15 protein-coding genes are annotated in these 12434 nt (G+C 63.8%); 9 read left to right on the top strand and 6 right to left on the bottom strand.

All coding sequences use genetic code 11. The features are described from left to right. The 3 genes from MOV75_RS11405 to fsrB all read left to right on the top strand — a co-directional run. Nucleotides 1-208: NIL domain-containing protein (locus MOV75_RS11405; RefSeq protein WP_309486933.1), on the top strand; the 208-nt coding region annotated here is incomplete at its 5' end. Next, entirely contained in the window at nucleotides 198-863 is a 666-nt protein-coding gene (locus tag MOV75_RS11400) for a methionine ABC transporter permease (protein WP_246920708.1), read from the top strand. The genes MOV75_RS11405 and MOV75_RS11400, both read left to right, overlap by 11 nt. A gap of 419 nt (nucleotides 864-1282) precedes the next feature. Continuing rightward, on the top strand, nucleotides 1283-2575 hold the full coding sequence (gene fsrB, locus MOV75_RS11395; RefSeq protein WP_246920720.1) for a siderophore utilization protein FsrB: 1293 nt from the start codon (nucleotides 1283-1285) through the stop codon (nucleotides 2573-2575). A gap of 2 nt (nucleotides 2576-2577) precedes the next feature. Here fsrB and MOV75_RS11390 read toward each other — a convergent pair whose 3' ends face one another. After that, the gene (locus MOV75_RS11390) at nucleotides 2578-3468 is read right to left on the bottom strand and encodes an SMP-30/gluconolactonase/LRE family protein (RefSeq protein ID WP_246920722.1); all 891 of its coding nucleotides are present in this window, start codon (nucleotides 3466-3468) and stop codon (nucleotides 2578-2580) included. A gap of 56 nt (nucleotides 3469-3524) precedes the next feature. Next, nucleotides 3525-4184: a GntR family transcriptional regulator gene (locus tag MOV75_RS11385; protein ID WP_246920762.1), complete on the bottom strand. Its 660-nt coding sequence runs from the start codon at nucleotides 4182-4184 to the stop codon at nucleotides 3525-3527. Nucleotides 4185-4409: 225 nt separating this feature from the next. Here MOV75_RS11385 and MOV75_RS11380 point away from each other — a divergent pair, with 225 nt between their 5' ends. The 6 genes from MOV75_RS11380 to MOV75_RS11355 all read left to right on the top strand — a co-directional run bounded on the left by MOV75_RS11380 (nucleotide 4410) and on the right by MOV75_RS11355 (nucleotide 9503). After that, a complete protein-coding gene (locus tag MOV75_RS11380) occupies nucleotides 4410-5426 on the top strand; it encodes a TRAP transporter substrate-binding protein (protein WP_246920725.1) in 1017 nt (338 codons plus the stop codon). 75 nt (nucleotides 5427-5501) lie between these two features. Continuing rightward, the gene (locus tag MOV75_RS11375) at nucleotides 5502-6011 is read left to right on the top strand and encodes a TRAP transporter small permease (protein WP_246920728.1); all 510 of its coding nucleotides are present in this window, start codon (nucleotides 5502-5504) and stop codon (nucleotides 6009-6011) included. A 55-nt stretch (nucleotides 6012-6066) separates the two neighbouring features. Beyond that, nucleotides 6067-7347 carry a TRAP transporter large permease subunit gene (locus tag MOV75_RS11370; protein WP_246920731.1) on the top strand — a complete coding sequence of 427 codons (1281 nt, stop codon included), beginning with the start codon at nucleotides 6067-6069 and terminating at the stop codon, nucleotides 7345-7347. Between the two features lie 32 nt (nucleotides 7348-7379). Further along, nucleotides 7380-7874: a type II 3-dehydroquinate dehydratase gene (aroQ, locus tag MOV75_RS11365; RefSeq protein ID WP_246920734.1), complete on the top strand. Its 495-nt coding sequence runs from the start codon at nucleotides 7380-7382 to the stop codon at nucleotides 7872-7874. A gap of 15 nt (nucleotides 7875-7889) precedes the next feature. Then, nucleotides 7890-8546 (top strand): hypothetical protein, encoded by a 657-nt coding sequence (locus MOV75_RS11360; RefSeq protein WP_246920736.1) that lies wholly within the window; start codon nucleotides 7890-7892, stop codon nucleotides 8544-8546. A gap of 129 nt (nucleotides 8547-8675) precedes the next feature. After that, nucleotides 8676-9503, top strand: coding sequence for a hypothetical protein (locus MOV75_RS11355; protein WP_246920738.1), 828 nt, complete (start codon nucleotides 8676-8678; stop codon nucleotides 9501-9503). A 17-nt stretch (nucleotides 9504-9520) separates the two neighbouring features. Here the strand turns inward: MOV75_RS11355 and MOV75_RS11350 are convergent, their stop codons facing one another. The 4 genes from MOV75_RS11350 to MOV75_RS11335 form a co-directional block, all read right to left on the bottom strand. After that, nucleotides 9521-10516, bottom strand: a complete 996-nt coding sequence (locus tag MOV75_RS11350) for an FAD:protein FMN transferase (protein WP_246920740.1) — start codon at nucleotides 10514-10516, stop codon at nucleotides 9521-9523. After that, nucleotides 10513-11085 (bottom strand): nitrous oxide reductase accessory protein NosL, encoded by a 573-nt coding sequence (locus tag MOV75_RS11345; protein WP_246920742.1) that lies wholly within the window; start codon nucleotides 11083-11085, stop codon nucleotides 10513-10515. The genes MOV75_RS11350 and MOV75_RS11345 overlap by 4 nt, the downstream gene beginning before the upstream one ends. Beyond that, nucleotides 11082-11909, bottom strand: a complete 828-nt coding sequence (locus tag MOV75_RS11340; RefSeq protein ID WP_246920744.1) for an ABC transporter permease subunit — start codon at nucleotides 11907-11909, stop codon at nucleotides 11082-11084. The genes MOV75_RS11345 and MOV75_RS11340 overlap by 4 nt, the downstream gene beginning before the upstream one ends. Continuing rightward, the coding region (locus MOV75_RS11335; protein ID WP_247005688.1) for an AAA family ATPase at nucleotides 11906-12434 on the bottom strand (529 nt) is incomplete at its 5' end. The genes MOV75_RS11335 and MOV75_RS11340, both read right to left, overlap by 4 nt.

Raw genomic sequence — 12434 nt, 5'->3', positions numbered from 1 at the left:
CACCCTGGTCGCGCGGCTCGCCCGCGAACTCGGCCTCGACGTGGCGCTGCTGTCGGCCCGCATCGACGAGATCGGCGGCCAGCATGTGGGCTCGCTCGTTCTCGGCATTCCTCTCGACATGTCCAGCGGCGAGGACGCGGTGACGCGGACGCTGGCCTTTCTGTCTCAACATCAATTCCCGGCGGAGCGTCTCGGCTATGTCGCCTGAACTCATCAACCTGATCATCCAGGCGACCTTCGAGAGCCTGTACATGGTCGGCATTGCAGCGCTGCTCGGCACCGCCTTCGGCCTGCCGCTCGGCGTCTTCCTCGCAACCAGCCGGAAAGGCGAGCTGTTCGCGGCTCCCCTCGTCAATCGCGTGCTCGGCATCGTCGTCAATGCGACGCGGTCCACGCCGTTCATCATCCTGGTCGTCGCCATCATCCCGTTCACGCGCCTCATTGCCGGCACCTCGATCGGATCGAGTGCGGCGATCGTGCCGCTGACGATTGCGTCGGCGCCGTTCATCGCGCGTCTGGTCGAAGCGGCCATCCGCGAGGTCGATGGCGGCCTGATCGAGACCGCGTCCTCGTTCGGCGCCTCGCCGCTTCAGATCGTGTTCAAGGTGCTGATCCCCGAGGCGCTGCCGGGCCTGTTGCTGGCGCTGACGCTCGCAGTGGTCAGTCTGCTCGGCTATTCCGCAATGGTCGGCGCGGTCGGCGGCGGGGGCTTGGGTGATCTCGGCATCCGCTACGGCTATCAGCGCTTCATGCCGGAGATGATGCTGGCCGTTGTCGTCGTGCTGATCGCGCTGGTGCAGCTCGTTCAGAGCGTCGGCGATTATCTGGCGCGCCGGGTCAACCGCCGGCTGCGGCATCACTGAGCCGGTTTTTCCAAATGTAGCGGACAAGCAAATTCTTGTCCGTCTGGAAACATTCCAAAATCACAGACACGACTGAGCGCATTCGTCGCACGCGCCGCGCACGCGTCTGGAGAAATTCTAACCCGGTTCCTATCGCACTCCGAAATCGCCTGCGTTAGGGCGAGGCATCAAGAACGATACCGGCGAAGCCGGCCGTGCCGTGGGGCCTCGACAGGCGTGATCGACTTCCAGCTTTCTTCGCGTTCCGACACGCGTCGTCGACAGATGCGGGTAGTTTTCCCCGGGGGCTTCGAGACGCCCGCTGTCGGCGGGCTCCTCAGGATGAGCTCGTTCGTCGCGGCCAAACCGCAGTCCCTCGTGGTGAGGAGCCCGCACAAAGCGGGCGTCGCGAACCATGAGGCTCAGTCGGAACTCGAGCCATGAGAGCGATATTCGGCAAGTTGCATCGCTGGGCGGGACTGCTCACGGCCGGCTTCCTGTTCTTCTCCGGCATCACCGGCGCGATCATCTCGTGGGATCACGAGATCGACGACGTGCTGAACAGCCATCTGTTCGACGTCACCAGCAAGGGACCGGCGATCCCCTCGATCGAGCTTGCCAAGATGATCGAGCAGCGCGATCCCCAAGCGCGCGTCGTCTACCTCTTCATGACGCCGGAGGAGGGCCATTCGCTGTGGTTCTTCGTCATGCCGCGGATCGATCCCGCGACCGGCAAGCGTTACTCGCTCGACTACAATCAGATCTTCCTCGACCCCAACACTGGTACGGAGCTGGGCCGGCGCTATTGGGGTGCGGTGTGGCCGGTGACGCGGGAAAACTTCGTCTCGTTTCTCTACAAGCTGCATTACACGATGCACATCCCCGAGTTCTGGGGCAGCGATCGCTGGGGCATGCGCGTGCTCGGCGTGATCGCGATCATCTGGACCATCGATTGCTTGGTCGGCTTCTATCTGACGCTGCCCTCGCGTCGGCGCGCGAAGGCGGCGCGGGCACCTGCCGTCACGCGCCAGCTCGAGCGCGGCTTCTGGGCGCGTTGGGCACCGGCCTGGACCATCAAGACCTCCGGTAGCGCCTACCGGATCAATTTCGACATCCATCGCGCCTTCAGCCTGTGGACCTGGAGCCTGTTGTTCGTCATCGCCTTCACCGCGTTCTCGCTGAACCTCTATTTCGAGGTGTTCTCGCCGCTGATGAAGATGGTGTCGAATTATACGCCGACACCCTATGAGCAGCGGCCTTATCGCGATCTCGACAACCCCATCGAGCCCAAGGTCACCTTCGCCGACATCGCGATCCGTGCGGCGGCCGACGGCAAGGCGCGAGGGTGGACGATCCCGGTCGGCTCGATCAATTACGGCCCGGCCCATGGCGTTTATGCCGCCGCCTTCTTCCACCCCGGCGACGATCACGGCGCCGGCGGCGTCGGCCCGGCGCAACTCTATTACGACAGCGAGGATGGCCGCCCGATCGGCGAACGGCTGCCCTGGGTCGGCACCGCCGCCGACATCTTCGTCCAGGCGCAGTTTCCGCTGCATTCGGGACGGATCGTCGGCCTGTTCGGCCGCATCCTGATCTCGATCATGGGCCTCGTGGTGGCCGCGCTCTCGGTCACTGGCGTCGTGATCTGGTGGCGCAAGCGCCGCGCCCGGGTCCGCGTGCGCGGGACCGCGGCAATGCGCTTGCATGAGCGGCAACTGACGCCGGCGGAGTAGGGCTAGACGAAGCGATGTTCCGGCAGGCCCTGCGCGACGCCGTGAATGGCAAGAACGTGCCCGGCCTGAGGCTCGATGCTCAACTGGCGCTGATCCAGGAACTTTCTGGCCGTCGTGACATACAGCGTCTTGAGATCGCTGCCTCCGAAGCACAGGCAGGTCGGATTGGTCACAGGCATCGGGATAATCGTATCGATCCGCCCGTCCGGCCGGTACCGCACGACCCGGCCGCCGGAAAAGAAAGCCGTCCATAGCCCGCCGGCAGCATCGACGCACGCGCCGTCAGGTCTTTCCTGAGAAGCGCTATAGTCTGCAAACAGGCGCCTGTTTCGGATCACGCCGTCATCGACATCGAAGTCGAACATCCAGGTGCAGTATCGCCGCGTGTCCGTGAAATAGAACGTGCGATTGTCAGGCGAGAACGCAATTCCGTTCGTGACGATGACATCGCCGAAGATGCGGGCCACCTGACCGTCGCCCGTCACGCGATACAGCGAGCCGTTCGGACGATGCAACTGATTGTCCATGGTGCCGATCCACAGGCGGCCACGGGCGTCCACGCGGCCGTCGTTGAGGCGGTTGTCCAGGCCGCGTTCGACCTCGCAGAACTCGGCGGGAGGAGCTTGGTCGGAAACGCGACGAGAGAGGCGCAGATCCTGCGCGAGCAGGTGCGAGCCATCCGCCGTCAGGGCCTGGCTGCCGAGGAATTGGCCATCATGGGAGGCGACGTGATGGGCGCCCGTCGCCGGATCGAAGGATTGATGAAGCCGGCCGTCGATGTCGATCCACCACAGCTTGCGCGAGCGGTCGCACCACAAGGGCGTTTCGCCCAGAATATCCGCGCTGGCGACCGCGGTCTCAACCCGATGCGCGGGAATCGTAGCCGGGGTCATCCAGGAATCCTATTCCAGCCGTCGACAACTTGATTTTCCCTGGCGGGAAAGGGCAGTCAGCTGCTCTTCCAGGAGGACAGCGCATGCGCGACGCAGCCATTGATATGGTCGGTGAGGACGGCCCTGGCCGTCTTGATGTCCCGCTTCAGGGCGCAGTCCAGCAAGGCCTTGTGCTGGTTGATCGTCTCGGCGCCGCGATAGAGCAGCGCATAGCGGAAGTATTTGTCGAACACGACCGAATGGGTATGCATCAACTCGCGCGAGCCGCAAGCAGAGATCAGCGCCTGGTGAAATTCGCCGTCATAGCGCTTGCGGAGTTCTGGATCGTCGCCCTCGGCGAGGACGGTGCGTTCGGTGGCCGCCAGCTTGTGGTGGGCGGAAACCACGCGGCCCTCCCACTCGACGTCGCCGGCGCGGAACGATTCAGCCATCGCATGGTGCTCCAGCAGGATGCGCAGCTCGGCGAGCTCCCGCAGATTCTGGATTGAGATGGGCGCCACCTCGAATCCACGTTGGCCTTCGGCAACCACAAAACCTTCCGAGGTCAGACGATTGAGGATCTCACGCAGCGTACTGATGCTGACGCCGTAATCTTCCTTCATGGCGTCGAGCCTGAGACGCCCGGATGGTGTCAGCACCCCGAAAATGATGTCGGACCGAATGCGCTGATAGCCGCTGTCGCCCGCCGACAGGGGCCGTTCCTCGACTGCCGTCATGCTTTCCCGATCCCGCTTGTCCACCGCCGCCGCTCCGTGCGGAAGGCCGAACATCAATATTGACAGCAATATAGCAGACCGAAGATGCCTGACGTCTAGCAAAATATCATATGAAACCATGATCATCATTTGACATGTAGATTCATGTATGTTCTCTAAATGACCAGAGGGCGCGAAAGACGGCCTAAGCCGCGGTTCGTGCTCGCTCGCATAGGGGAGGAAGCGATGAGCTTGTTGGTACGGGCGCTGTCTGCGACGGCGATCTGCGTGGCGCTGACGGTCGGCGCGTCTGCCGAGGATATCCAGGAGCGCACGATCAGGTGGGGCCACCTGAACAATACCGATCACCCCGTGAGCATGGGCGTGCAGAAGTTTGCCGAGATCCTGCTCTCCAAGAGCGGAGGCAAGATGAAGGTCCGCGAGTTCGCGGCCTCGCAGCTCGGCAACGAGCTCCAGCAGCAATCCGCGCTGCGCGGCGGCACCCAGGAGATGCTGTCGGCCTCGACGACCTCGCTCGCGACCGTCATTCCCGAGTTCGGCCTCATCGATTTTCCGTTCCTGTTCAATTCGACCGAGCAGGCCGACGCACTTGGCACCGGCAAATTCGGCAAGGCGATGCTCGACACGCTGCCGGCGAAGGGGCTGACGGGCCTCGGTTATTGGGGTCTGGGCTTCCGCAACGTCACCAACAGCACCCGCCCGATCACCAAGCTCGAGGACTTCAGCGGGCTCAAGCTTCGCGTCATTCCGAATCCGGTTTATCTCGAAAGCTTCAGCGCCTTTAAGGCCAACCCGGTCCCGATGGCGTTCGGTGAGCTGTATTCGGCGCTGGAGACCCGCACCGTCGACGGCCAGGAGAATCCCTACACGGTCATTCTCTCGAACAAATTCTACGAAGTGCAGAAGTACGTTTCCGCCACAAATCACACCTTCACCCTGAACATCATTCTGGTGAGCAAGGCATTCTGGGACAAGCTGTCCCCGACCGAGCAGCGCCTGATGCGCGAGGCTTATGAAGAAAGCCGCGGTTACCAGAAGGAGCAGACGCGCCTTCAGACCGAAAAAGCTTTGGCGGAGCTGCAGGCCAAGGGCATGCAGTACAATGCGATCGCTCCCGAAGAGACCGACCGCATGCGGAAGGCGGTTCAACCCGTCGTCGAAAAGATCTCGGCCAACCTTCGTGCCGAGACGGTGAAGCTCTTCAACGAAGAGGTCGAGCGCATCCGCAAGGACGTGAAGTAGCCGCCTTCCTCGTCACGCAGGCGCCGGAGCCGGCGATTGGCCGGCTCCAGCCCTTGATTTGCCCGGACGTCACGCATGGCGCGAGCTCTCGACCTCTATTGCACGTTCCTGAAGGCCGTCATTGCCGCGTGTCTTGCAGTCATGGTGGTGCTGGTGTTCGGCAACGTCGTTCTGCGCTACGGCTTCAACTCCGGCATCACGATCTCCGAGGAACTGTCGCGGTGGCTGCTGGTCTGGTTGACCTTCCTCGGCGCAATCGTCGCGATGCGCGAACACGCGCATCTCGGCGTCGATAGCCTGGTCCGGATGCTGCCGGCTTACGGCAAGCGCATCTGCTTCGTCATCAATTATTGCCTGATGCTGTTTGCCGATTGGCTGCTGCTCTCGGGCAGCTGGCGCCAGACCATTATCAACATCGACGATCGGGCGCCGGCCACGGGACTTTCGATGGGCATCTTCTATGCGGTCGGCGTGATCTTCGGCGTCTCGACTGCAATCATCCTTCTCTACGACCTGTACCGGGTGATCAGCGGGCAGGCGAGCGAGGAGGACATGGTGGCCGTCAGGGAATCGGAGGAGCAGTGATGCCGTCCGCCGCCATCGCGCCTGCGCATCCGCTTCGCGCCACCCGGATCATGCCATGACGATCGCCGTGTTCACCTTCTCGCTGCTCGGCGCCATGGCGCTGGGCATGCCGATCGCCTTTGCGCTCCTCATCTGCGGCGTCGCGCTGATGAGCACGATCGACATGTTCGACGCCCAGATCGTGGCGCAGAACGTCATCAACGGCGCGGACAGCTTTCCGCTGATGGCGATTCCCTTCTTCATGCTAGCCGGCGAGATCATGAACAAGGGAGGGCTGGCCAAGCGCATCGTCAATGTCGCCCTCGTTGCGGTCGGGCACTTCAGGGGCGGCCTCGGCTACGTGACCATCCTGGCGGCCTGTATCCTCTCGTCGCTTTCGGGATCTGCTGCGGCTGACGCTGCCGCGCTCGCGGCGTTGCTGGTGCCGATGATGGTGGCCGCGGGGCACAAGAAGACCTATGCGGCAGGTCTCGTGGCTGCCGGCGGCGTGATCGGCCCGGTCATCCCGCCCAGCATCGGCTTCGTGATCTTCGGCGTCGCCGCCAACGTGTCGATCTCAAAGCTGTTTCTCGCCGGCATCGTCCCTGGCCTGCTGCTCGGGTTGGGCCTTTGCGCCGCCTGGTATTGGGTCGTGCGCAAGGAAGACCTGACGCCGCCGCCGCGGGCCTCGCTGCGTGAGATCCTGCACGCCATCATCGACGGCTTCTGGGCGCTAATGCTCCCCGGGATCATCATCGTCGGCTTGCGCTTCGGCATCTTCACGCCGACCGAAGCCGGCGTCGTGGTCGCGGTCTATTCGCTGTTCGTCGCGACCTGCGTCTACCGCGAGCTGAAATGGTCGCAGGTTTATGCGGTTCTGGTGTCGTCGGCGGTGACGACCAGCGTCGTCATGTTCCTCGTGGCCGCGGCGCTGGTGTCGTCCTGGCTGATCACGGTGTCCGAAATCTCCGCGCAAGTCGTCGATCTCCTCAAGCCTTTCATGGGCAACAACACGATCCTGATGCTCGCGATCATGGTCGTGGTGGTGGTCGTGGGCACGGCGCTCGACATGACGCCGACCATCCTGATCCTGACGCCGATCCTGATGCCGATCATCAAGGCCGCGCACATCGACCCTGTCTATTTCGGCGTGCTCTTCATCATCAACAATTCCATCGGCCTGATCACGCCGCCGGTCGGCATCGTGCTCAACGTCGTCTGCGGCGTCTCCAAGATCAGCATGGAGGACATCATCAAGGGTGTCTGGCCCTTCATGATCGCGCAATTGATCGTCCTGTTCGCGATGGTGCTATTCCCCGGACTGGTGACGATCCCGGCGAAGTGGTTTGGTGGTTAGTCGCGCATTTGCAAAGGACACGAGGAACGAAAATGACCGCACGGATCATGATCCTCAATGGACCCAATCTCAACTTCCTCGGCATCCGGGAGCCCCACATCTACGGCTCGACGACGCTGCAGGAGATCGAGGCCAGCTGTCAGGCCTTGGCCGATCAGCTTGGTGTCTCGATATCGTTCCACCAGTCCAACATGGAAGGCGAGCTCGTCAACCTCGTCCAATCCGCTCATGGCAAGGCGGATGCGATCATCATAAACCCCGCGGCCTATTCCTTTACCTCGATCGCGCTGATCGATGCGCTGAAGATCTTCGAGGGACCGAAGATCGAGGTCCATATCTCGAACATCCATACGCGCGACGAGCTTCACCGCCACTCGGTCACCTCGAGCGCCTGCACGGCGGTCATTTGCGGTCTGGGCCCATACGGCTATCTCGCCGCGATGCTGGCGGCTGTCCAGCGGATCGGCCAATTGCCCGATACGATCCCGGCCGCGCTTCACGGACTCGCGGCCGCCGGCAAGACCTGAGCAGGGGAGAGCGGAATGCGCGGAGCTGGATTTCTCGCCATCTGGAGCGACGTCGCGGCGCACGATCTGACTGATTACCGGCACTGGCTGACGCGCGAGCACACCACCGAGCGCGTGACGACCAGGGGGTTCCTGGCCGTCCGTGTCTTTCGCGCCGCAAGAGCCGACATCAACCGCTTCTTCATCCTGTACGAGCTGGAAGCGCCCGAGGTTCTCGATGGCGAAGCCTATCTGGCGCGCCTCAACGCGCCGACGCCGTGGTCGCAGCGCATCATGCCGAAACTCGGCAGTTTCATGCGGGGCGGGGGCGTTATGGTCGCGCGTGCGGGGAGGGGCGAGGGGGCAACGATCATGGCCCTGCGGATCGAGAAGCTGCCTGGAGATCCGCAAGGAATGGCTCAGGCGCTCGTCGCCTGCGACGGGGTCGCCGCCGTACAGATCGGCGCGACCGATCAGGCGCGGACCTCGGTGCCGACAGCGGAGAAGGGCATGCGGAAGAACGAGGGATTTTTCGCAGGGCTTTTGCTGATCGAGGCGCTGGACGTGACGTCTTTGCAAGCCGCTCTTCAAAAGGCCGGGGAGATTGCACCTGACGTCATGGACCACGCGAGCGAGCCGGAGATTTATCAGAGCATGTTCGCGCTCGACGCCCGCATCGCGGACTTCGTTTGAGGGCAATTTTCCGCTAGAGGGAGCACGGCTCCAACAGCCAAGCGGCGCAAACCTGTGCAGGCCGATGAACCTTCCCGCTCTACACATGCACCAAAGACTGGAAACGGCTTCCCAGCCCGCGGACATCGAATGAAATCGCTTGCCTTGCTCAGCCTGCTCGTCCTGGCGACGCCCGTCCATGCAGCCACGCCCCAGCAGCACTATCTCGACCTGCGCGATCGCTACATCGAGAAATTCTCGAAAGCCAAGGAGAGCGACGAGATCTACAAGCAGCATGAGGCCGCGCTGAAGGAGCTGGCAGGCGTGCTGCGCGGCCTGGTGGGACCGGTCACGATCAAGGGGCTTCCAGCCGACGGCAAGTCGAACGTCGATACGCTCTTTCGGAGTGACATCGGCTTCGGCCATCTCGACGGGCTCAGTTTCGCTTCGGAAGGCTACAAGACGCAAGCCGTGGTGACCACGAGCACGCTTCTCACGCACTGGCTGCGCGAGCATCGCGAGGACGGCATGCCGCAGGAAAGCGGCGCAGCGTTCAAGTCCGACCGCTTCTACTATCATGCGATCCAGGACGCCGCCTTCGCCAAATATGCGGAGCTGCCTATCTCAAAGCCCCCCTCCGCGAGTGCCGCGGTCGCCGTGCTCGGCGTGCGCGGCAATGGTGGGCTCAAGGGAGCGCCGGATGAAATCGACGTCGTCGCGACAAAGGGCGACAAGGTGTTCTTTATCGCCACGAGCGACGCCGTGAAGACGGCCGAAATCCCGGCCTGCGAGCGCGTGTGGAAGCAAATGATGGCGAAGCCCATCAACAAGAAGGACCCGCGCGGCGACATGGCCCGGGAAGACCAGGCAATGGACGCCTACACAAAATGCTTCGCCAGGGAAGCGCCGCGCCAAAGCTGGTTCGCGGCCGCCGTCAAGAAGGCGCAGAGCCAACTGGATCTGCTGCCGCTGCGTTAACGCGCGAAATAGGCAGACTATGCCGAGAGTTCGACCGATTTGCCGGCCTCATCGATCAGATGCACGCGGTCGATGTCGACACGCGGCAATAATGATCGAATCTCGTCTTCCGGCATCAGGCTGAACGCCGTCGAGAATGCGTCCGCGGTGGTCGCGCTGCGGGCCACGGTCGTCACGCTGCGATAGCGCAGGGCACAGCCGCCTGATCGGGGATCGAACAGGTGGTTGAAGCGCGCCCTGGAATCGAACTGGAAGCCGTAGCCGCCCGAAGTCGACACTGCGCGGTCGACGATCGGCAGCACCGTTTTCGTCTGGCCCACGATCTCAGGATCGGCGATGCCGATTTCCCAGGGGCGTCCGTCCGGACGCGAGCCGATCGCCCGGGCCTCGCCCATGTCGACCAGGCTGCGGGAGATGCCGTGCACCCGCAGCAGCTCGACCACCTTGTCCGTGACATAGCCTTGCGCGATGCCGTTCAGGGTGACGGCCATGCCCTTGGGCATCACGATCCGCTCGCGGCTGATCGACAGCCGGCGGCTGCCGACGCGCGCCGTCGCTGCCCGGATCTCGGCTGCCCCCGGACCGGCCGGATCCGCGTCGTCTCGCCCGAAGTGGCTGGCATAGAGCTCCCACAGCGGTTGCACCGTGACATCGAACAGGCCGCCGGTCAGCGTGGAATAGTGCTGCGAGGTCGAGAGCAGATCGACCATTTCGGCGGCGGGATCAATCAGGATACCCGTCCGGTTCAGCGCGACCAGGGCGGAGTCGTTGAGATAAAGACTGAACAGCCGCTCGAGCCGCCGCGCCTCGGCGCACGCCAGCGATATCAGTCGCTCCGCACGGCTGCGGTCTTCGTCGTGGATCTCCATCGTCGCCAGCGCGCCCAGCATCGTGCCACGCCACGTCACCGGCGCGACCTCTGCACGAGCGGGATGTCCTGCAGATAGCGCGCCGAGGCCGGCCGCCGCGGCGCTGATATGGATGAAGCGTCGGCGCGTCAGGGTTCGCGTCATGGCGTCCTCCTCGACCGGTCGCCCGGCGAGACTTCGGTTGCTTCGTCGGCCGCCGCGGCGCCGGTGACATTCGCCGAGCTCAAGACATAGTCCCGAGGCACCTCGTCGAAGCCGACGATCCTGCCCCCGTTTGCACCGGCGAATGTCTCTGCTGCCGCCCGGTCCGAGAACGGAACGGCCTCGTCTCCGCCCATGCCGCTCTTGACCCGGCTCTCGATCACGAACAGCGCCTTGCGCGCCTCGATCCAGTTGTCGGCGCCCGGCTTGCCCCAGTCGGGCGCTTTGCCCATGTCGGACACGTAGATCGCCTGAATGTCTTTGGGCTCGTCCGGCAGCATGGTGAAGGCGATTGTGTCCCGCACCGACGAGAACCAGACAGGCTCCATGAGGCTGGCGGCGAAGATGTGGCCCTTCGGTCCGGGGTGCTCGAGCACGTTCATGCCGCAGTAATGGCCGATGTCCTCCGCGGTCATCCGATGCGGCGACGGGATCTTCGCGGCCTGCTTCTCGTTGCAGCCCGCGAGCGCGAGCGGCACCAGCAAGGCCAAGAGTATCGTTCGGCGCCTCATAGCTCCCTCCGCGAGAAGGCGAGCGCGGCCAGCGCCAGCGGCAGCAGCGTCCAGCCGAGCAGGGCGGTCAGCAGGATAGGTATGGTGAGGGACGTGCTTTGGGCAAGGCCGGCCATGCCGGCAAAGGTGCTGACATTGGCGAATCCGGTCAGGTTGATCAGCCGGTAGGCGTCGGTCGGGTTCGCCAGCAGCATGGCGTTGAGCGCGGCCGCCGAGATGCTGCGTCCCTGGTCGAGCGCGAGCACGCCCAGCAGCGCCATGTCGTAGATCAGGACCAGCAGCAGCCATAATCCGATGCAGATGCCGGCGGCCGTTCCGCGATCGCGCACGAGCGCGCTGACCAGATATCCAATCGCGACGAAAGCGGCGCCGAGCAGAACCGAGGAGCCCACCATCGCCGCGAACGCCAGGAAACTGTCGCCATCAATCTGGCTCCCTGTCGCCGCCAGCGCTCCCACCGCCGCGCCGTAGCCGAGGCAGGTCGCAAAGGCGAGGACGGCGAGGTGGCCCAGGAACTTGCCGAGCAGCACCTGCCATCGCGCGACGGGATAGCTCAGCAGCAACAGCATCGTCCCGCGCTCCATCTCGCCGACGATGGCGTCGTGGGAGATCAGAAGCGCGATGAGCGGAACGAGAAAGATCGTCAGGCTCGACAGGCTGACGATGACCACGTCCAGCGTGCGAACGCCCACATTCCCGGTTGGCGCGCTGCCGAGAAAGCTCAAGGACAGGGCAAGCCCGGCGAGCAGGAGCGTTGCGGCAAGCACCCAGCGGTTGCGGATGGCCTGATGGACTTCCTTGGCTGCGATAATCAGGACGTTCATGGCGCCTGCTCCGATTGCCGGAGGAAATGAGCATAGAGCTCGTCGAGGGTCGGCGGGACCACGTCGACGTCCTCGACGGAATTGCCGGCGGCCGTCGCGCGATGCAGAAGCTCGATCTTCCGCTCCGGTGCGGCGTCGATCTCGACGATGTGGCCGTTCAGACGGCGGCAGGTCGCGTCCTGGGGAGCCCAGCCCGGCATCTCGTGCGGTGCGAGGCCAGCCACCTTGAGACGGATCCTGGTGGGCAGCCGGGCGAGACGACGCAGCTCGTCGATCGATCCGTCCGCGACCTTGATGCCGCGATTCATGATGATGACCCGGCCGGCGCGCTCCTCGAGCTCGGTCAGCGCATGCGACGACAACAGCACGGTCGCGCCGCCGGCCGCGAGCCGCGCGATGATGTCGTAGAAGGTCTGGCGCAATTCCGGATCGAGACCGGTGGTCGGCTCGTCCAGCAGCAGCACGCGCGGCTGGCCATGCTTCGATTGCGGTAGCCCCAGCCGTTGACGCATGCCCTTCGAATAG

It is taken from the genome of Bradyrhizobium sp. PRIMUS42, assembly GCF_023006515.1.
Lineage (GTDB): Bacteria > Pseudomonadota > Alphaproteobacteria > Rhizobiales > Xanthobacteraceae > Bradyrhizobium.
This window is presented reverse-complemented; position numbering and strand designations above follow the sequence as displayed.

Excerpts from the sequence above, each read along its gene's own strand:
- MOV75_RS11345 (WP_246920742.1), bottom strand. The coding sequence starts at position 11,085 with ATGAGGCGCCGAACGATACTCTTGGCCTTGCTGGTGCCGCTCGCGCTC.
- MOV75_RS11360 (WP_246920736.1), top strand. The coding sequence starts at position 7,890 with ATGCGCGGAGCTGGATTTCTCGCCATCTGGAGCGACGTCGCGGCGCAC.
- MOV75_RS11350 (WP_246920740.1), bottom strand. The coding sequence starts at position 10,516 with ATGACGCGAACCCTGACGCGCCGACGCTTCATCCATATCAGCGCCGCG.
- MOV75_RS11340 (WP_246920744.1), bottom strand. The coding sequence starts at position 11,909 with ATGAACGTCCTGATTATCGCAGCCAAGGAAGTCCATCAGGCCATCCGC.
- aroQ (WP_246920734.1), top strand. The coding sequence starts at position 7,380 with ATGACCGCACGGATCATGATCCTCAATGGACCCAATCTCAACTTCCTC.
- MOV75_RS11380 (WP_246920725.1), top strand. The coding sequence starts at position 4,410 with ATGAGCTTGTTGGTACGGGCGCTGTCTGCGACGGCGATCTGCGTGGCG.
- MOV75_RS11400 (WP_246920708.1), top strand. The coding sequence starts at position 198 with ATGTCGCCTGAACTCATCAACCTGATCATCCAGGCGACCTTCGAGAGC.
- MOV75_RS11385 (WP_246920762.1), bottom strand. The coding sequence starts at position 4,184 with ATGACGGCAGTCGAGGAACGGCCCCTGTCGGCGGGCGACAGCGGCTAT.
- fsrB (WP_246920720.1), top strand. The coding sequence starts at position 1,283 with ATGAGAGCGATATTCGGCAAGTTGCATCGCTGGGCGGGACTGCTCACG.
- MOV75_RS11355 (WP_246920738.1), top strand. The coding sequence starts at position 8,676 with ATGAAATCGCTTGCCTTGCTCAGCCTGCTCGTCCTGGCGACGCCCGTC.
- MOV75_RS11390 (WP_246920722.1), bottom strand. The coding sequence starts at position 3,468 with ATGACCCCGGCTACGATTCCCGCGCATCGGGTTGAGACCGCGGTCGCC.
- MOV75_RS11375 (WP_246920728.1), top strand. The coding sequence starts at position 5,502 with ATGGCGCGAGCTCTCGACCTCTATTGCACGTTCCTGAAGGCCGTCATT.
- MOV75_RS11370 (WP_246920731.1), top strand. The coding sequence starts at position 6,067 with ATGACGATCGCCGTGTTCACCTTCTCGCTGCTCGGCGCCATGGCGCTG.